This window comes from Bdellovibrio sp. HCB337 (assembly GCF_047302465.1).
Taxonomy (GTDB): domain Bacteria; phylum Bdellovibrionota; class Bdellovibrionia; order Bdellovibrionales; family Bdellovibrionaceae; genus JACMRP01.
On record NZ_CP178621.1, the window covers coordinates 2,629,132 to 2,646,725 of the forward strand.

The 17,594-nt window shown below is 45.4% G+C and carries 17 protein-coding genes; 10 read left to right on the plus strand and 7 right to left on the minus strand.

Going from position 1 to position 17,594, the window contains the following annotated elements; genetic code table 11:
- Positions 1 to 145 precede the first annotated feature (145 nt).
- The 7 genes from ACLWBB_RS12670 to ACLWBB_RS12700 all read left to right on the plus strand — a co-directional run bounded on the left by ACLWBB_RS12670 (position 146) and on the right by ACLWBB_RS12700 (position 9,462).
- Positions 146 to 2,674: a hypothetical protein gene (locus ACLWBB_RS12670; protein WP_413287893.1), complete on the plus strand. Its 2,529-nt coding sequence runs from the start codon at positions 146 to 148 to the stop codon at positions 2,672 to 2,674.
- Positions 2,674 to 3,129 carry a type IV pilus modification PilV family protein gene (locus tag ACLWBB_RS12675; RefSeq protein WP_413287894.1) on the plus strand — a complete coding sequence of 152 codons (456 nt, stop codon included), beginning with the start codon at positions 2,674 to 2,676 and terminating at the stop codon, positions 3,127 to 3,129. The genes ACLWBB_RS12670 and ACLWBB_RS12675 overlap by 1 nt, the downstream gene beginning before the upstream one ends.
- Positions 3,090 to 4,127 (plus strand): type IV pilus modification PilV family protein, encoded by a 1,038-nt coding sequence (locus tag ACLWBB_RS12680; protein WP_413287895.1) that lies wholly within the window; start codon positions 3,090 to 3,092, stop codon positions 4,125 to 4,127. The genes ACLWBB_RS12675 and ACLWBB_RS12680 overlap by 40 nt, the downstream gene beginning before the upstream one ends.
- Positions 4,124 to 5,401: a hypothetical protein gene (locus tag ACLWBB_RS12685; protein WP_413287896.1), complete on the plus strand. Its 1,278-nt coding sequence runs from the start codon at positions 4,124 to 4,126 to the stop codon at positions 5,399 to 5,401. The genes ACLWBB_RS12680 and ACLWBB_RS12685 overlap by 4 nt, the downstream gene beginning before the upstream one ends.
- A 45-nt stretch (positions 5,402 to 5,446) precedes the next feature.
- Positions 5,447 to 6,178 (plus strand): hypothetical protein, encoded by a 732-nt coding sequence (locus tag ACLWBB_RS12690; RefSeq protein WP_413287897.1) that lies wholly within the window; start codon positions 5,447 to 5,449, stop codon positions 6,176 to 6,178.
- A 236-nt stretch (positions 6,179 to 6,414) separates the two neighbouring features.
- The gene (locus ACLWBB_RS12695) at positions 6,415 to 7,176 is read left to right on the plus strand and encodes a hypothetical protein (protein ID WP_413287898.1); all 762 of its coding nucleotides are present in this window, start codon (positions 6,415 to 6,417) and stop codon (positions 7,174 to 7,176) included.
- Positions 7,177 to 7,230: 54 nt separating this feature from the next.
- Positions 7,231 to 9,462 carry a spermidine synthase gene (locus ACLWBB_RS12700; protein ID WP_413287899.1) on the plus strand — a complete coding sequence of 744 codons (2,232 nt, stop codon included), beginning with the start codon at positions 7,231 to 7,233 and terminating at the stop codon, positions 9,460 to 9,462.
- On the opposite strand, the gene ACLWBB_RS12705 is transcribed toward ACLWBB_RS12700, so the two are convergent.
- From ACLWBB_RS12705 to ACLWBB_RS12735, 7 genes are read right to left on the minus strand one after another with little or no spacing between them, the layout of a single operon-like run.
- Positions 9,406 to 10,248: a hypothetical protein gene (locus ACLWBB_RS12705; RefSeq protein WP_413287900.1), complete on the minus strand. Its 843-nt coding sequence runs from the start codon at positions 10,246 to 10,248 to the stop codon at positions 9,406 to 9,408. The two genes, ACLWBB_RS12700 and ACLWBB_RS12705, sit on opposite strands and share 57 nt — an antisense overlap.
- Positions 10,245 to 10,685, minus strand: coding sequence for a hypothetical protein (locus tag ACLWBB_RS12710; protein ID WP_413287901.1), 441 nt, complete (start codon positions 10,683 to 10,685; stop codon positions 10,245 to 10,247). The genes ACLWBB_RS12705 and ACLWBB_RS12710 overlap by 4 nt, the downstream gene beginning before the upstream one ends.
- A complete protein-coding gene (gene miaA / locus ACLWBB_RS12715) occupies positions 10,682 to 11,614 on the minus strand; it encodes a tRNA (adenosine(37)-N6)-dimethylallyltransferase MiaA (protein WP_413287902.1) in 933 nt (310 codons plus the stop codon). Before miaA ends, ACLWBB_RS12710 begins: the two co-directional genes overlap by 4 nt.
- A complete protein-coding gene (mutL, locus tag ACLWBB_RS12720) occupies positions 11,614 to 13,491 on the minus strand; it encodes a DNA mismatch repair endonuclease MutL (RefSeq protein ID WP_413287903.1) in 1,878 nt (625 codons plus the stop codon). Before mutL ends, miaA begins: the two co-directional genes overlap by 1 nt.
- 23 nt (positions 13,492 to 13,514) lie before the next feature.
- Entirely contained in the window at positions 13,515 to 14,390 is an 876-nt protein-coding gene (locus ACLWBB_RS12725) for an SH3 domain-containing protein (RefSeq protein WP_413287904.1), read from the minus strand.
- A gap of 2 nt (positions 14,391 to 14,392) precedes the next feature.
- Positions 14,393 to 15,088: a polyprenol monophosphomannose synthase gene (locus ACLWBB_RS12730; protein ID WP_413287905.1), complete on the minus strand. Its 696-nt coding sequence runs from the start codon at positions 15,086 to 15,088 to the stop codon at positions 14,393 to 14,395.
- Between the two features lie 45 nt (positions 15,089 to 15,133).
- Positions 15,134 to 15,574, minus strand: a complete 441-nt coding sequence (locus ACLWBB_RS12735; protein ID WP_413287906.1) for a hypothetical protein — start codon at positions 15,572 to 15,574, stop codon at positions 15,134 to 15,136.
- Between the two features lie 104 nt (positions 15,575 to 15,678).
- Here ACLWBB_RS12735 and ACLWBB_RS12740 point away from each other — a divergent pair, with 104 nt between their 5' ends.
- The 3 genes from ACLWBB_RS12740 to ACLWBB_RS12750 are packed head-to-tail and all read left to right on the plus strand — an operon-like array spanning position 15,679 to position 17,588.
- Positions 15,679 to 16,335, plus strand: coding sequence for a hypothetical protein (locus ACLWBB_RS12740; RefSeq protein ID WP_413287907.1), 657 nt, complete (start codon positions 15,679 to 15,681; stop codon positions 16,333 to 16,335).
- A gap of 11 nt (positions 16,336 to 16,346) precedes the next feature.
- The gene (locus ACLWBB_RS12745; protein ID WP_413287908.1) at positions 16,347 to 16,940 is read left to right on the plus strand and encodes a hypothetical protein; all 594 of its coding nucleotides are present in this window, start codon (positions 16,347 to 16,349) and stop codon (positions 16,938 to 16,940) included.
- Positions 16,941 to 16,997: 57 nt separating this feature from the next.
- Positions 16,998 to 17,588: a Yip1 family protein gene (locus ACLWBB_RS12750; protein ID WP_413287909.1), complete on the plus strand. Its 591-nt coding sequence runs from the start codon at positions 16,998 to 17,000 to the stop codon at positions 17,586 to 17,588.
- Positions 17,589 to 17,594 lie beyond the last annotated feature (6 nt).

Genomic DNA, 17,594 nt, shown 5'->3' on the forward strand with positions numbered 1-17,594 from the left:
TCTTCCCAAAATTCTACTCACTCCGTTCCCCAATTAGGAGCAATAGTTGAATCATTAGGAATTTAAAGCACTTATTTCTGGCTCTCTAGTGGAACATAGCCGATAATATTGTCTGGGGAAAGTAACAAATTTTAAGGTGATCTACATGGCTAACCACACGTCAAGTCGCCAATCTGACCGTCGATTGCAACAAGTCAAAGGCTCTGTTCTTTTAACAGCCTTGGGCATGAGCGTTTTCGTCTGCGTGATGATTATGCTCTCTGCAATTTGGATCCAAAGCCGTATCGGCCAGGTCATGTCTTCTTCCAATAAAATGGATCATCGTATCGTTCTTGACGGTCTCTTCGCGTATACCATCAACGGAATCAAACAAAGCTGGTGCTTCTCTCCAACTTGGGTTCAAGATAATGCCTGCGATCTTCATCATGCACGCAACACGATTCGCCTTCTTTTGAGTGACGAGACTTTGATTTTCCTATCGACGTCAAAAACTCCGCACCCAATGCCCGTTGAAGCCACTCGCTTGAGAAAAATCACCCAAAGCGTGAATTTGGCCTCAGTCACTGAAAGCCATCCGCTTTTTGGGATCGTGAAGCCTACAGGCACTAACTACAATACTGTGATATTCACAGTTGAACGCGACGACTCGGCAATTTCTACCAACAAAGGACGCGAAGTTCCCCTTCGTATTCATATTAAACTAGTCGCAAACCCGAATAGCGCTTATAAAGATTTGGAGCTTCAATCCAAAGTTGTCGTGTATCCTCGCGAGCTCAGTTATTTTGGTTTGATCTTACCTAACAATCTTTATTTGGGGATCAACCAACCACCATCTGTAAACAACGGCGATGTGGCATTTGGCCGTGTGGCCGCTTCAAGCACTGCGGGCCTTCGCTTTGAAAGCCCAATCTACGTGAACGGCAACGTGCACTTGCCTGCAAAGGTTCAATCAGCATCACAAGCCATGACCAACGTGGTCTTCTTGGACAAAGTTGTTATCGGCGGCGGTCTTGTATATCAAGGCACGGGTCAAACACTCTTTAACCCGCCAGATGCTGGTGGCGCCAATAATATGTATAATCATGATCTGACTTCATTCTCGGGACTCTTAGCGGGTTTTGAGTTGGACCCAGAACGCGATGCCGGTTTAGATAAACTTTTTAATATCAATCTCGGCACTCCACCAACGGACTTCGAACTGTGCCGTAAGCGCGTGATGGCATCTTTTGACCTCTCAATAACGAGAGACACTCAACTTTATAGTCGCTTCAACAGTTCTCCAGGTCCTAACAGATTCGACCTCTCTTTGAATATCGGAAATATCGATAACTTAATTGAACAATTCCCAGATTCTGGCGGCGATTCTACGGAAATCGCAACCAATGTTCCTGGGGTTAATGTCGCAGGTAAAGTGAATGACTGGAATGGCGGCGCTGTCCTAAAAGTAAAGGTGATCTATGAAGGCCTCGTAAGCCCAGCATCTGGTAAGAATGAAGTGTTCTTCAACACCTTCTTCTTGCCTCGTGATGGCCAAATCGAGCTTTACCCTACGGGCCCAGGCAACTCTGTGATCACCGTCACCACAAAAGCACACCAAGTTAACGGCAAAGACCAATTCAATCAGGTAAACTTGGATGTGAACTTCGGAAATCCAGGTTCTCTTAATATAGGCCCTTATCTTTCCGGCACAGTTCTTACTCAAGGCTCTGTGAAGTTTGTGGTCGAGGGCATGGACTATGGATATAACTATACACAGAACATTCGTAACAATCTCTCGACTCACCCTGTAATGGGTCCTTACAAACTTAACGGATTCACCTTCTACAAAACAGGCGCCGGCGTTTTCGATATTTATCGCCAAACTGCTGGAACTTGGTTCAATAACAACATGCTTGTGGACGATCCCACTCGTATGCCGATTTATGATCCTCTCCAAAAACCGCCTGATGGCGCCGGCACCGATTGGAGTGCGTTTGATGCACGCTGCATGACCGTTCCCGGAAGCACCGATGCATTCTATACTTCATTCCCTTCAGCGGATTGGTCAGTGTCGTTTGCAGACCAATCCCGCCATGCGTGGAGCTTTGACCCTGACAATAAACCAAATGGATACAACAACGGTACTTTGTTCTTCGATTCAGGTTCAAGTCTTTACAACCCAGCAGGTGGTGTCTATCCGACATTTAGAATCACCTCCCTATGGAAAGAGTGCAGTATCGAAGCTAGTGCGAATTTCGTAACTGGCTTCTATGGTTGTGAAAAACTCACGATCAAACCACGTGCAACTCCTTTACGTATCATTGGCACCTTCATTGCGGGAGCCGTAGATATTGCGCCATCGGCGTATCAAGCTGGCATTCGCTGGAGCACCATCTACCATCCTCAATCTGTCTATGAAATGCGCCAAGCGCGTGTTCTTGGTAAAGATAAAAAAGGGGTTTTGCTAAATTGCTCGAACCCAAGCTTACCACCTATGTGGATGCCAAATATTGGAGCGATTTCTGCTTTAACACATTACAATTGTAATCCTGTCAGTCTCAGAACTGCGGATCCATTTAAGTGGACAACGGTCGATCCAGATTGCGGCGTTCAACAAGGACAAGTGAAAGTGAGTTGTAAACGGGCCATGACTCGCTTCCTGATTAAAGAAATTGGCCGTACGAAGGGGATGTAATGGATAAAAAAGGCTTTACACTCCTAGAAGTACTTATAGCATTGCTTATCGGCTCGATTACAGCTGCTTGTATTGCTAGCTACATCAGCTTCCTGGCGCGTTTGCATAACCAGATGAAGCTTCGTCGTGTCGCTGGGGATGCAATCCACGCGATGGCCGAGAGCATTCGTTTTAACTTATCCCTATTTCAGGTAAGTTTCGACAATAGCAATACAAAAGAAAAAGAATTATTGGATCCTGCAAAATTACCGTTGGCCATAGCGAACAACGGCATTGTGCAAAGAAGCGAGTGCGCAAGCAAAACCACAGTCATTCGCTGCCAGGCTTATGTTGGTTATATTATTATTCCTAGTATGATTGTTCGTAACGTTTACGAAGTTAAATTTTTGGCAGTGAGCACTGATGCGGAGGCAAAGTGGAAGCAAAACTTCAGCTACTTTATCACCGTAAAGTAGGTCAAAACCAAAAAGGCTTCAGTGTCATCGAGATCATGGTGACCATTGGGATCATGACTTTCGTGATCTTGGGCAATACTATGTTCATCAATGACTTCATCACCCGTATGACTAGGTACGAAAAAGAGTCCGCGGATGAAAGCCAAATGGCAGTTCTCAGCATCATGGCGATGAATATTTTGAAGAAATCAAGCTTGAGCTTCAATCGCCTCAATATGACGGACGATAATAATCGTAATTTCTTCGATTACTATCCGGACATGCCTCAAAGCGTTTTTGGCACGGCTGGCGAACGTAGCTTTACGATGACAGCAGCGAATCCCAATAAGCGTTTCTATCTTATCGCTACGGAGGAAGGCGACTTCAACTCCATGAGCTATGATCCGATGCACGCCTACGAAGAGCTCTCTTCACCAGCGGATATCAGATTAGATGGAACAATCCGCTATCGCGGTATTAACTCAATTCCACTTATTTCGGATGATAGTGGTAAGATGGCCAACGTAAAACTAATGACCAAGTATTTTGAAAACCGCTGGGCACCTGGAAAAATCTTTATTCTCACCTGCCCGACCTATCTACGTCCGGTGCTCGCAAATAACACCATCAACCTGATGACGCCTCCACGTACTGCATCTATTGTGACAAAAGTAGTGGGAGACGACTTGGTGCCTCTCTTTAACGGCGAAGCGACTGTGGGAATTTTAAATTTCCACCCAGTAACTCAAGCGACTTACACCTCTATTGACCAATTCTTCAGAACTCTACCAGTAGTGGGTGGAGCCTCTCCGTTTGTAAAAATTGAACCGGCGCAACTCACACGTTTTGAAATGCGTGCTAATAGCACTTATCCTGCCGGATATGTCGACCTATACATGCAGAAATGGAGCCCTGCAGGCTTTAAGGAAGAAGTCTCTGTTGCAGAAAAAATCAGATCAGTGGAGTTCAAAAGGAAATCCGTCACTCTTCCACTTATCAGCATGGAGATCCAAAAATGAGATTAGCATCAAATAAGCTTCTAACATTATCGCTGGGTCTTTCACTTGTGGGAAATCAGAGCTTTGCTCAATCCACAACAACTAAAGCTGCACCGACAACAACAAGCACGTCGGATATCAGCATTTTACCATTGTCTGGCCCTAATATGAATGACGTCGTCGTGGACTCGCAAATGAGCATAAGCCGCAGTAACGGCGACACGACCAACATGGACATCACAGTGTATTGCTACGGCACAAACCTACGTGGTGTTTCAAACCCTGTTAGCCCCGCATCTAATATTATTGCTAAAATTCAATATCAAGCAGGAGATAGAAGCTATAAGTGGTTCCGTATCAAATTCCCGGCTACGGCGATTTCAAAAACAGAGTCTTTAAATATGGATCTAACACCGACCTCAACAGTCAGTACTGATCCTGAAGGTGCGACCGTTACAGATAAATTTACTGCACATATCCGGGACAGCAATATCCGCGTCGCCATGAAGAGAACTCGTGCGATCGGCTTAGATCTGCTTTCGGCGAAAGAGGACTTTGGAAAACTGACAGATCTTGATGGTAAAACCAATTTGATTAAAAGTATCCAATTCGATCAAGAGTTGCCCGAGGGAACTCCGCCACAGCAATTCATGGGCTGGAGTGGCCCCCTCACTGCAGGTATCACTTGGTATGCTTCTGAGAACGGAAAGCAAATCAAAATCATGGCAGGCTTCCCCGGAGAAAACGGATTCTGCGGTGGTTACTTCTCGCCTCTTGTTTTGAAGTTTGCCGTGCCAGAGAATCCGCCAGGCATCAGCAAGAACTCGCACTTTCCTCTTTACACGAGCGACTTGAAGCTTCCAAAGGGTCCTCCTAAGATTTCTTGGCCGGACTTCAAGGAAGAAACTTTCTTCTTAGCCTTGGATAAAGATGAGAATGGTAAGATCGACAATGGCAGCGAGCTCTTCGGTGACATCAACGGCTTCGAAGATGGTTTTAAGAACCTTGCATTTTACGATAGCAATAAAGACAACATCATTGATGAAAAAGACAAGGTCTTCTCTTCGCTAAAACTCTGGAATGATAAAAACGGCGACGGACGTTGCCAAAAGAGTGAAGTCAAAAAAATCTCCGACATGGGCGTGAGTTCGATTTCTTTGACTTATATCAATGCGACTCGTTTTGCCGGCAACTCTGGCAAAATTTTGGGTCCTGGTGAGTTTAGTTATAAAGACAAAAAAGGAAACATTGTTAAAGGCTCGGTATGGGATATTTTCTTGACGGGTGTGCCTTAAAAACATTGAAGGAATATTAAGCATTTTTTATTTTTTGGGGGCCGAATGAAGAAAATTAATTTTAAAATCCTCTCGTTGGGGATGATCACCTTAACAATCGTCGGAATAAGTATTTCCACGCTAGGACGAGGTTCCGGGAACCGCTGGGAATCCAGGATGGTTAAGCCGGATGACTCATCTCAAGATCGAAAATCTACTTTGAATCTGAATACAGGAAAGAAGTACAACCAGGACGGTACGGCCGCTCCGGCTGAGACTCCAGCTCCTGCAGATGTTATCGCTTACGGTGAAGGCACACTCCACTGTCGCGATGCTGTTCTTAAACTGAACACTCAGTTTGACAACCCTAACAGCCCGGGCGTGTCTGAGATTAAAATTGTTGAGTTGAATCACAATGCCACTAGAGTCTTTAACTGCACTGATATCTCTCCAACACTCACGAACTCAACTGGCAATGCTGTGAATGGCGGCACGATCACCGTGAAGTGCGGAAACGGTCAGCTGCATGTGGCAGCGTCGAGCTGTACCGCGCCAACTCCAACGCCGGCACCTTCACCAACTGCTACAGCGACAGCAACCCCATCAGCAACTCCAACTCCACCTGCAGGTTATTCTGTCGCTGCTTGCGGAAGCTGGTGTAGTGATACGGTCTATACATGCAGACGTCAGGCTGGTAAAAACCAGACAACCACGATACCGTATAGACGTTGCCAAAGCGGTCAGGTCCTCCTCACCAACTCTGGAGCCTGTGGAGCTCAGCCTACTGGCTGCTATTAGTGCAAATTTAGATAACCATCATTGCAAAGAAGGGACTCAATCGAGTCCCTTCTTTTTTGTTTCATTTTGAGAATGGCTAAACAAACCTCTTTCGAGCCCTAAGTCTTAAGTCAGGACACTCACTCCTGGAATCAAAGCGAACGATTTTAAAAATCAGTATAAATAAGAGACACTATGGCCATTTACAGTTCTGTAAAAACAAGGAACCATAGTAGTAAGGACGTCGTGGGGGACCTATGAAACAGAAAACGCTTAAAGGCATTTTTCTATTTGCTATTGCAGGTGGCCTCGTCGCTGTGAGCCTTTCCACGATGGCCCGAAGCGGTAGTCGTAATCGCTGGGAATCCCGAATGGTTAAACCAGAAGATCCCTCTCAAGAACGAAAATCTACTTTGAATCTGAATACAGGAAAAAAGTATAACCAGGACGGCACGGCTGCTCCGGCAGAAGCTCCAGCTGCTGCAAGTGTTTTAACTTACGGCGCCGGCACCCTTCACTGCCGCGATGGAGCTGTAAAGCTGAATACACATTTTCAAAGCCCCAATACTACGGGCGTTTCTGAAATTAGAGTTAACGAACTTAACCACAATGAAACTCGTTCTTACAATTGCACGTCGGTGACTCCCACTTTGATCTCAAGTGATGGCATCGCTGTGAATGCCGGGACCATCACTATCAAGTGTGGTAATGGACAGCTTCACGTTTCTGCGTCGAATTGTACGGCACCAACACCAGTACCTACTCCAACTCCTGTTGCGGCTAATCCATCTGGCTCTCCGACTCCTTCATCACCAGTGGCTTCCGGCACCCCGCCAGCTGGTTCGACGACTGCGGCTTGCGGCAGTTGGTGCAGTGACACCACGTACAGATGTCGCCGCAGCACCGGCGCAAAAAACGGAAATATATACTCCACCACCAAATACAAAATTTGTACGAATGGCCAAGCCTATTTTACCAATTCAGGTACTTGCGGAGCCATCCCAAAAAACTGCGACTAAGCTAGTTCGAGTTTGGTTTGACATCGACGTCCAGGAGTCTCAACCTGAGAGAGCATGATTTACTTAGCTATTCTCTCAGGATTGATCAACCTATCAGCCCAAACGGTTTTCCAAAAAGTTGTTTCTATGACTGTTGGAGACCTTTATACAACCTTTATGGCAGTCATGCTGACCTTCATCCTTGGCTCAGCTCTCGGCAGTTATCACGGTTACAGATTGAGACGTTTTTTACCTTGGATTGAACTCTGCACAGGTCTCTACTCGTTGCTACTTTGTTTTTTACTATCAGGTCCCTTTTATCAGTGGGATCTTCCCTTGTGGTTGGTGATCCTGGGTCTTTTACCTCCAGCACTGGCTTTAGGAACACACATTCCACTGTACAGCTATTACTTACGCCAAATTCGCTTTGGTCTTATCTATGGACTTTATCATTGGGGCGCTATCATTGGGCTTATTGCTTTTGAGTGGTACTTTGTTCATGCCGGCTCTGTGAAGAACTCACTTTTGTTTTTGGGTCTTTGTCAAATCACCTTGGGGCTCGTTTTGTTGAAGTATTTCCGAGCCGGTGCTTTTCATGTCCAGGCCAAGGACTTTAAAGCTGAAAGTATCGCGCTTTGGTTTCGCAACTATGGCCTTTCAGCACTCACTGTTTTTTTAGCTTCAAGCTTGAGTTTCTACGGAGTCCTTTGGGCGATCAAAACTCAGAATGCGTTGACCGAAGCATTTCGCCTACACGCCACCATGATCTCAACATCCATCTTCGTGTGGATGAGTTTGGCGGGGCTTGTCTCTAAAAAGATTCAAAAAATATCTCGCTCGGCTTTGTTTCTAACAATGGCCTTTGCTTTTTTATTTCAACAAGGAAGCTTTTCAGTTCTGCCTGTCTCTATTACTGATTTATTCTCTGGTAGCATGGAAAATTATTTTTTAGTTTCTTTGCTGCTCGCTCTTTATTTAACCCTGCCTGTTTTTATCTCAAGTTTGATTTTCGTCAATGAAACTTCTCGCCTTTCAGAAAGCTTAGACGTCGATCAGGCAAGCGGCGGTTTAAATCTTTTTGCAAGCTTTGGAAACATCCTAGGATTTGCTTTGGGTGGATTGATGGCCCCACATTTTTGGCACCGCCCATATATGACTACTGCTGTTATGATAAGCATGGTTCTGGGTTTCGTTTTTCTTGCCAAGGTCCCTAAAAAAACTATGGGTGTTGTCGCTATCTGCGCTTTGATTCTTTTAAGTCCTTGGGCTTTTCAAAAAGAACAAAAAGACTTTTTGTATCTGAATAGAATCGCTAAAGACCAACGCCACATGATTGAGATGACAGACGTCGCTGTTTATTCACACGCGCTTTCTAGCATCGCTTTGGTCACCCGCAAACTCAAAGACAGTCCCACCCCGTGGCCAGAACAGACGCAAAAAGAAAATCCTTCACAGCGAATGTATGTTGTAGATGGACACTTTTCACACGATGTTTGGTCTGGGCTTGAGATGATGGTAGGTATTGCTGGATCCAAATATTTTGATCGCCCCCTTGGACAATCTCTGGTAATCGGAATTGGCAGCGGCCAAGCTGCTTGGGCAGTTTCGGCTCTTAGCCAAAAAACTGACATGGTGGAAATATCTCCGACGGTGATTGATAATCTAAAAATTCTGAAAGAGTACAATAATAATCTTGGCGAGCGCGACGATTTACATATCCATATGAAGGATGGCTTTTCTTTCGTCAGGGATTGCAAACCAGGAACTTATGATCTGATTTTTAATACTTCGACATATCCTTCGAATTTTAATGCCAGCAAGCTTTACAGTGATGAATTCGTTGCCTTAGCTAAAAAATGCTTAACACGTGATGGTGTTCTACAGACTTATTTTGATTACGCCACTGTTGTAAATATGCCGCAATTTTACGAGTTCTTGGCTCCACTCAAAAAACATTTCCAAAATGTGGACATTATGCTCGATCCCTACCCTCAAGTTTTCGCCTATGACCGACCACGAGCAATACAGGCTATTACTGAAAAATCTGTACTTCGTCCCGAGGATAAAGCTTTCTACAATAAGTATTTATCCGAGAATAAACTCTTCCCTACAAACTGCCAAAAATTCCTGCGCAATCCGCCAATGCCAGCGACCGATCTACGCATAACTAACTTGGACCGCGCGTACTTAGAGGCAAATTCTTTAGAAAATATGGTGAAGTCTTTAGGTAAGCACTTCGACTTTTTGATTTTATCGGACTTTTACCAGCCGCCCCCACTGCAAGCGGGCATGTTTACCTGCGAATAAAAGAAGGCCTTCGCAAAAAACGAGTAAGCAAGGAATCTGCGATAAGAACCCCTTGTGGTGTCCCATCGTCAGCTGAATTCCGAAATGTAATGAAGCCCATAAAAATACGAATACATAACCACTTCGGCGCGATAACAATGCTAACGGCGATAGCAGCTCGACCAACAATGCAAAGAGCGCAAGGCTTCGCAGCACCACTGGAGGGAGTTCCAACAAAATCTGGCCAGCAAGCGTACTAGAAATCTGAAACATGTAAATCGCGAGATTCTCGGACCACGCCCACTCAAATCCTGAAAAGCGCAATTTCTGCAATCCTGCAATAAAGTAGCTTGCGACAATAAAGCACTTCAAAAAGGCAATGGGCCAGCGCGCATGAATTCCGTTATAGTCCCTTTTCCACGCAGACCAAGGAACCAGCGCCAGAACCAGCAAACAAGTGTAAATCAGAGTAGTCCCATGTCCGACAGTTCCGTAATTATAGTGATTTGCAAGAACATAGGCACCTGACACCGCCGCCACCAAAAGACTTGGTCCCGTCAAAACACCAATAGTGCCAAGAAGAAGACTTGCTTGAAACACAAACGACAGAACCTGCAAGAATCCCTGGCTCGTTAGCTGAGGAAGAATATGAAAAAACCCAACGGGAGTGTGGGCTCCACCAGTTCCGTACAAATTAAAATCACTTGGCGTGCTATGAAAAAGAAGCAGGTACAGGCACAAGATCGACTTAAAGGTCGACAAAATCGAATTGCCTTCTTCGCGAAAAAACCAAGAATTCAATTTCATAGCGAGGTCTCGAAGATCAGCTCTTTCTGATCTGGCTTAAATCTTTTTTGTCCTGTGAACTGCTTCCAAGTGTAACGATACACCTTTAAACTCGCACATTGGTCTTTTAAATACTCGTGCAAAGGCGCCAGAATAGTTGCAGCAAACTGACGTCCTGGCTCGGAAAGAGGCAAATCCGAATATAAAAAATCCCCTAAATCTGAGATGTAATCCCCTTCCGGACGGAATAGATCGAATTCAGAAATAAATCTCTCTTTAGGCATAGGCGGTTTCGCACAAGTAATACGCAATATTCGTAAATCTTGAGCGTCGTAAAGACGCGAATACATCGCAAAAGGACTTAGAGGAAACATTTCTTTTTCAGAGATGGCTGCACACAACTGAAGAACTGCAAAAACTCCCATGACGGTTAAAGCATAGAGTTTACCCTTGCTCACACTTCCTCCAGGAATTTGTGAACTCGATCCATCGCTTCGTCAAAACCCGTGGCTCCGTCATACCAGTGAATGTTGGGATCACGCTGGAACCAAGTTCTCTGCCTTTTTGCAAGTCCCATAGTATTCTGAACGATTTCATCAAAGAGCCATTGTTCAGATTTACCATCACGTAAGTACTCAAGAACTTCTTTATAACCGACACTTTGCAAAGCGGACCACTCGCCATACCCTCGAGCGACTAAGTCTTTCACCTCTTGAATAAGTCCTGCATCCAACATCTTTTGCGTACGTAACTTCACGCGCTCCTTGAGCACTTCACGATCCCAGCGTAGTCCGATCTTTAATAACGGATAAGGAAAAGGAGCTTGGGTATCAGCAAATTCTTTTTGGATCTGTGTCAGGCTTTTACCTTCGGCACGGATCAGCTCCATTGCACGTCCCAAACGATAGTGATCTTGGGGATGAATTTTTTGAGCAGCTTCAGGATCAAAACGCTGAAACTCTTCAAAAAGCTTTTTTGCTCCTTCTTCCGTTGTCAAAATGTCGGCGATTTCTTTTTGAATCTCAGGCGGCGTTTGCCGAACTGGATACATACCTTTTTCAATGGCTTGAAAATAAAAGCCGGTGCCGCCAACAACAAAAGCCGGCTTTTCCATAGGCAACTTATCCATACAGGTAAAAAAGTCCCGCGTGTAATTACCGGCCGTCATACTCTCACCCGCTGAGACGTAGTCGTACAAATAGTGCGGCGCCTGGACCATTTCTTCCGTGGTCGGTTTAGCAGCACCAATATTGAGGGATTTATAGAGCTGAACACTATCGCAATTGATAATAGAGCCCGAGACTTGCTTTGCCATATCCAGAGCCCACTGGCTTTTTCCAGAGGCCGTCGTTCCTACCACAAAAACAACTGGCTTCAGTGTCTTCATTAAACGATTCGCCCGAAGTCTTTTTCAAGCTTAGCGTAAGGATACTCGACAGAAACTGGACGACCATGAGGACAGAAACTTGAAAGTGGGAAGTCGTCCATTTCACTCAAAAGATTTTTCATTTGCTCTGTGCTGAGAGCTTGGCCTGCGCGAACCACCGAGTGGCAAGCCATCGTGGCACAAAGATCACCAATAACTTTTTCCATGCGGAAGCTGCCGCCAAGATCTAAAGCCTCGGTCGCCATTTTATCTAGAACAGAGCTCATCACAGATTCTTTGATAAGACTAGGAGCCGCCTTTACGCCGACAGTGCCTGGCCCTAAGACCTCGACAAAAACTCCGAGCTTTTCAAGATCTGGGAAAAGATTTTGCAAAGCTTCTACCTTATCCGGTGTCAAATCAACGGCAAGCGGGAATAAGAATTCCTGCACTTCCATTTTTCCGCCACGCCAAGCAGTCATCAGTCGTTCAAATACAACACGTTCGTGAGCCGCATGCTGATCGACGAAGACCAACTTATCGCGAGACTGACAAATGATGTAAGTCAAATTAGCTTGCCCCAATACCTCCAAAGACGACCAATATTTTGGTGCCTCTGTCGGCATTGACGTCGAAACATCTCGAGCCTCTGCACCTGCATATTGAGGTGCCGGATTGACAGCCTGCTCAACTCGGCGAACAAAAGGATTTGATTCATCCGTGTGCAAGGTCTCTAAAGCTTCACGACGTTGCTCGGCCTGTTCGACCGCCATCTGAAGCGGAAATTCTTTTTTCTTAAACTGAGTTACTTGAAAATCCTGATGGGAAAAAGCGGCCTGTGTAGCACTCGCCATCGCCGAGGCATGCAAATCCAACTCTGGCAGCGGCAGAGCCACGCCCGGTGCTTTCCCTTGCGGTACCCATGGAGCCTTCTCAAGTGTATCGCGAACGGCTGCCTGCACGGCTCTAAAAGCCAATGACGGGTTATGAAACTTCACTTGGGATTTAGTCGGATGAATATTGACGTCGATGTATTCAGGATCAATTTCGACCCAAACGGCAGCAATCGGATACTCCCCGTGCATAAGAAGATTTCTGAATGCTTCCATGACCGCTGCCTGCATACTTCGATCTTGAACCCAGCGATTCTGAGCAAAAAGCCAAATGTTTTTACCCGTCTTCGCAACCTGGTGAGGATCTGCAAAAACAGCATAAGCCGTTACGTTCTCGCGCTGAGCATGCCCATCATACATAGGCTTTACATCAAGAATTTGCTCCACACGGTCCTTGCGGGATTTACAAGCTGGCCAGAAAAACGCCAGTTCATTTTTTTCGTAAATGCGGAACTCAACATCCGCGTGAGCCAACGCTAAGGCCTTCAAGGTAGTTTTAATTTGTGTGGCTTCGGCAGCATCTGACTTTAAAAATTTCAAACGAGCAGGAACGTTACCAAATAACTCTTGCACTGTAATAGACGTCCCCGCAGAGCCACCTACCGGATCGACACTTGTTTTTTTACCGAACTCACTTAAGAGCTGATGCGCTTGTGTACTCTCTGGTGTACGTGAGGTTAGATTCAACTTACTGACCGCCGCGATACTAGCCAAAGCTTCACCGCGGAAGCCGAAGGTACGTAAACTCCACAGGTCATCACTTTTTGAAATCTTGCTGGTCGCAAATCGCTCTAGAGCTTTTGGCAACTCTTCTGGAGGAATACCCTTCCCGTTATCAACGACCTTCACATAACGGCCGCCATCGGCGAATTCTACGGTGACCGAAGTCGCACCCGCATCAATACTATTTTCCACCAACTCTTTAACAAGATGGGAGGGTCTTTCCACCACTTCACCAGCGGCGATTTGATCGACAACTTCAGGAGGCAATAACTGAATGGACATAGAAATTCAGTACCGCGAGGGGCTTAAAAAGGAAAACCAAAAGTGAAGGCGCCGCCCCAATATTGGGTCTTTTCCCAGTAGTACTTAACGTTAAAACGCAGCGCGTAGGTGTTAGCGATTCTAAAGTGAAGACCAAGGTCAAAAACCGCCCCTAAGGTCATGTCATCCAAGCTGTAAGAAACCTCTTTACCGCTTTGAAGAAGAGTCACCTCGTAGTGCGTGTATTTAAACATGGGGCCGAAACCATAAGTCAGCATGTGCCACTTGCTTTGCGGAGAAGCAGTTTCAAAAGTGAAGTCTGTTAGGAAGACCCAACCGTTCGCTGGATACCCTGTCCCCTTCTCGTAGTACTTAGGAGCCCCAAAGTGAAATAAGAACTCTGCATCTGTTCTAAAATCACCACTGAACATAGTGTTAGGGCCCGCAACTCTCACGCCATAAAAAGGCATATTAGACGTACGAACTTTTCCCATGGTGTTCTCGGCATAACTCAAATACGCCAAAATCGGTCCACGATAGCGGCTTGAATAGAACGACTTCACACGCTTTTTCTCGAGGAAGGAGTTTTTATCATCAGCGGGTTTGTCGGTTTTTTTTGCGTCCTTCTCTGGAGTCTTGGCTGCCGCGGCTTTGCCACCTTTGCTCAGGCGGATGTCATTGTCGGCAATCCATCCCGTCAATCCGGGTTTTAAACGAATTTTATAGAAAGGACCTTTTTGCTTCAGAGAAACATCATAGACTTGACCGGCTTTGAGCTGACCCACGACCTCGGCGTCAAAGTCAGCATCTTTGTATACGAGTGCGCCCTGATTAACGACTATAGCTTTTTGCGACTGAGCTTGAGCACTCACTCCAACAAAAATCAAAATCATGTATACAAGGTACGTCCAAATTTTCATGCTTATTTAAATCGCATCAGCCAAACACGATAGAAAGCTTCGATCACAATTTTCAAAGACATCTTGCTATGTCCTACACGGCGGTCTTCGAAAACAATCGGAGACTCAGCTCCTTTAAATCCTTTTTTCAAAGCTTTGTATTTAAGTTCAATTTGGAAGCTGTAACCATTAGAGGTCACGGTACTCAGATCAATTCCAAGCAAAACTTCTTTTTTCCAAGAGTTAAAACCGCCGGTCCAATCATTCAATGGAAAGCCCAAAATCAGACGAGAGTAGATACCGCCACCACGAGAAATAATTTTTCTCATGAGTCCCCAGTTCACAGTGCGACCACCCTCGACATAGCGAGAGCCCACTGCAAAATCATGAGTTTTCAGTTTCCCCAAAAGCGGGCCCAAGTCTTCAGGACGATGCGAGAAGTCCGCATCCATTTCCGTCAACACATCAAAGCCGTGTTCCATTCCCCAGTTAAAACCTGCAATGTAAGCACGACCAAGTCCCTGCTTTCCAGGGCGAGACAGCAAATGCAGCTTTGGTTGGCTCTTTTGCATCTCTTGAACAATCTGCCCCGTGCCGTCCGGAGAGTTATCATCCACAACAAGGATATCAACGCCTAGATTTTGTGCAAACACAGCCTGCACGATATTTTGAATGTTTTCTTTTTCATTGTACGTTGGAATGATAATGAGTGCTTTCATAGTGAAGCCAGAGTAATCCGCACAGCTTCATTTCTCAATCTTTTTTTAGGCCTGACGAGAGACTAAAGAGCCCTTCTTGTCTCTATTTTGCAAGGCTTGAGATTTTTCAGGAGTGATGGTCGGCAAATTCAAAGGCTTTGCCAATAAAAACTTTGGATCGTCGCGACGTTTTTGCAGATGCGCGCTGACTTTGTCCGCTGCAGCCTCAGGATTTTTCACATACAAAATTGGGTCAAAACCACATTGCTTACAAAACACCGAAAGGCGCCAGCGAATTTGAATGAATGTTTCCGTCACCCCAAGAAAGACAGCGAAGATGACCAAAAAACGCGGATCGAATTCTTGCCAAAATGCGTACATCACAACGAGAGCCGCTGTGAAGGAATACATGACATTTAAAAAACCAATGTTCTTTTTTAAATACATGCGGCGTGGAGTACGACAAAAAGCGCAATAGCAATTGGTCTTAGACTTTAAAAACAACATCTCGCCCCCACTCATTCATTATCCACCGTTCGGGATCTCTGTGAAAGTCCAGAGCCAGGGGCTTTTTTTGCAATTCGCGCTTTTTATTTGCTAGACTGGTTTATATGACAAACAAGAACATTTTCGTTTTCATTTTTTCAAGCGTGCTTCTTCAACTCTCCTCTACAATGGTCTGGGCTTATGGAAACCTCAATGAAGGCTACCAAGAGGTCACTTACGAAGAGTTGGTGAACGAATTGAATACCAAAAAATCTACTGTGGAACGCAAGCAGAAAGCGCCTCTTTCAGCAATCTCTTTGGGTGTTGGTTACGTGCACAGCATGACTCAATTGAATATCCGCCATAAAACTTCAGAAAGATCTCAAAACGGCTTACAAGTAGCTGGCAGCATGCACTTAGACTCTCCAAATCTTTATGCTGAAGGTGTTTTCCGTAATTTCTCTGGCAGCTCAATTACTCGTGAAGATCTTCAGATTCTGCAAATGGACGGCCGCCTGGGCTTTACCAACGACATCGTAAACCTTTGGAAACTTAACTTGTTTACAGGCTTCTCGGGCCGCCTGATCCAAGCCAGCAACGATCAACAAAATTATAATGTGAACGAGTTCACGCCTTCTTTAACAGTAGGAGCTTCTGCAATGGCTTCGATTCACAAAAATGTCCGTTTGGGTTTAGAGGTCGGCGGACGCACTTCTATTCTCGGCAAAAACACGGATAAAAATTCCGTCGATTTTGCTTTGCGCTTAGACACTTCTTTGTAAAACTATAGGGGATGGAACAAATCCTTCCCCTTCTTTTTCTGCCGTTTTTATTTTTCGCTTTTGCACTTATCACAAATCTCTACCGCGAACATCGTCAATACCGTTTTCAGTTAAAACCTAATTGCCTTCTGACTCGCAACCCGATTGTCTTTATCACTGGACCTCGTAGCATTTTCTATTTTCGAAAGTATTGGAATGCGTATCCAGAGGTTCTCGCAGAACATGGCTACAATGTTTTCACTCTACATCTTCCTTGGCGGGGCCCCGAGCGACTTCGTCGCATGACCGAATTCCTTCAAAACAAAGACCAGACCTCGACTAAGTATCATTTTATTTGCGATGAGTTCACGGCTTCGGAACTTAAAGAAGTGTTCGACAGCTCTGCAAAAACCGCAAGCCTGACTGTTCTCAAAGAGGACTCTGCCGTTTCCTCCAAGGACCAACCTTCAAGTATTGCTTTGGCTTTCGCTTATAGGCTTCATACATGGGCTTGTCGCTCTTTAAAGCTCCCAACAGCTCACGATCTAGGCCTGCAGTTCCCTCACGCCAGCTCATGGCTTTTGCAGCGTATGCAAGAAAGAGGCGAACAGGACTTCTTATCTTAAATGGCTCTTGAACTTGTCCTTGCCACTCTAGGTCAATAATGTTGCAATATTATTCATATGAGAGACGTCAGTGAAGCTTCCGCCTTGGGCCCCCATATCAAGAACGTTGCAAAATCGATTCTGCAATTTTTAAAACACCCTATTCAAGAAATCGCGCGCCTTCCTGACTGGTCTTGGAAAACCCTTGTTTGGGTGCAAGTTTCGTGTGCCATGGCCTCTGGAGTTCTCGCAGGCCTTACCAAACCAGGCTTCTTTAGTATCCTTGCTGGCATCATCCTGACTCCGATTGTTTCGATGGTCATGGTGTCTGTGTTGACGGCCTTTTTGTATTACTACTTCCAAGTTTTTGAAAAGAGATCCGCGTCTGCACGAAAGCTTTTCACCTTATCTGTTTTCGCCAGCATTCCTTTTTTCATTTTACAAATTGGTTCAAGTCTTTTACCGCCAATCACACTGATCGGCTTTGCCTTTGCAGCTATGTTGATGACAGTGGGACTCACTGAAAATTTTCAAATGGAAAAGCGCCGTGCGATTCGCTTGTGCGTGGTTTTATTCTCGATTGTCATGCTTGTTTGGGCCGCTAACAAAGTCAGTCTTTCTCGTTTAGACCGTGCGGCCCAACAACAGGCCATCCCTGCTAGCAACTAATTTGAG

Excerpts from the sequence above, each read along its gene's own strand:
- ACLWBB_RS12670 (WP_413287893.1), top strand. The coding sequence starts at position 146 with ATGGCTAACCACACGTCAAGTCGCCAATCTGACCGTCGATTGCAACAA.
- ACLWBB_RS12735 (WP_413287906.1), bottom strand. The coding sequence starts at position 15,574 with ATGTTGTTTTTAAAGTCTAAGACCAATTGCTATTGCGCTTTTTGTCGT.
- ACLWBB_RS12675 (WP_413287894.1), top strand. The coding sequence starts at position 2,674 with ATGGATAAAAAAGGCTTTACACTCCTAGAAGTACTTATAGCATTGCTT.
- ACLWBB_RS12750 (WP_413287909.1), top strand. The coding sequence starts at position 16,998 with ATGAGAGACGTCAGTGAAGCTTCCGCCTTGGGCCCCCATATCAAGAAC.
- ACLWBB_RS12730 (WP_413287905.1), bottom strand. The coding sequence starts at position 15,088 with ATGAAAGCACTCATTATCATTCCAACGTACAATGAAAAAGAAAACATT.
- ACLWBB_RS12745 (WP_413287908.1), top strand. The coding sequence starts at position 16,347 with ATGGAACAAATCCTTCCCCTTCTTTTTCTGCCGTTTTTATTTTTCGCT.
- ACLWBB_RS12685 (WP_413287896.1), top strand. The coding sequence starts at position 4,124 with ATGAGATTAGCATCAAATAAGCTTCTAACATTATCGCTGGGTCTTTCA.
- ACLWBB_RS12725 (WP_413287904.1), bottom strand. The coding sequence starts at position 14,390 with ATGAAAATTTGGACGTACCTTGTATACATGATTTTGATTTTTGTTGGA.
- ACLWBB_RS12700 (WP_413287899.1), top strand. The coding sequence starts at position 7,231 with ATGATTTACTTAGCTATTCTCTCAGGATTGATCAACCTATCAGCCCAA.
- ACLWBB_RS12740 (WP_413287907.1), top strand. The coding sequence starts at position 15,679 with ATGACAAACAAGAACATTTTCGTTTTCATTTTTTCAAGCGTGCTTCTT.
- miaA (WP_413287902.1), bottom strand. The coding sequence starts at position 11,614 with ATGAAGACACTGAAGCCAGTTGTTTTTGTGGTAGGAACGACGGCCTCT.
- ACLWBB_RS12690 (WP_413287897.1), top strand. The coding sequence starts at position 5,447 with ATGAAGAAAATTAATTTTAAAATCCTCTCGTTGGGGATGATCACCTTA.
- ACLWBB_RS12695 (WP_413287898.1), top strand. The coding sequence starts at position 6,415 with ATGAAACAGAAAACGCTTAAAGGCATTTTTCTATTTGCTATTGCAGGT.
- mutL (WP_413287903.1), bottom strand. The coding sequence starts at position 13,491 with ATGTCCATTCAGTTATTGCCTCCTGAAGTTGTCGATCAAATCGCCGCT.
- ACLWBB_RS12705 (WP_413287900.1), bottom strand. The coding sequence starts at position 10,248 with ATGAAATTGAATTCTTGGTTTTTTCGCGAAGAAGGCAATTCGATTTTG.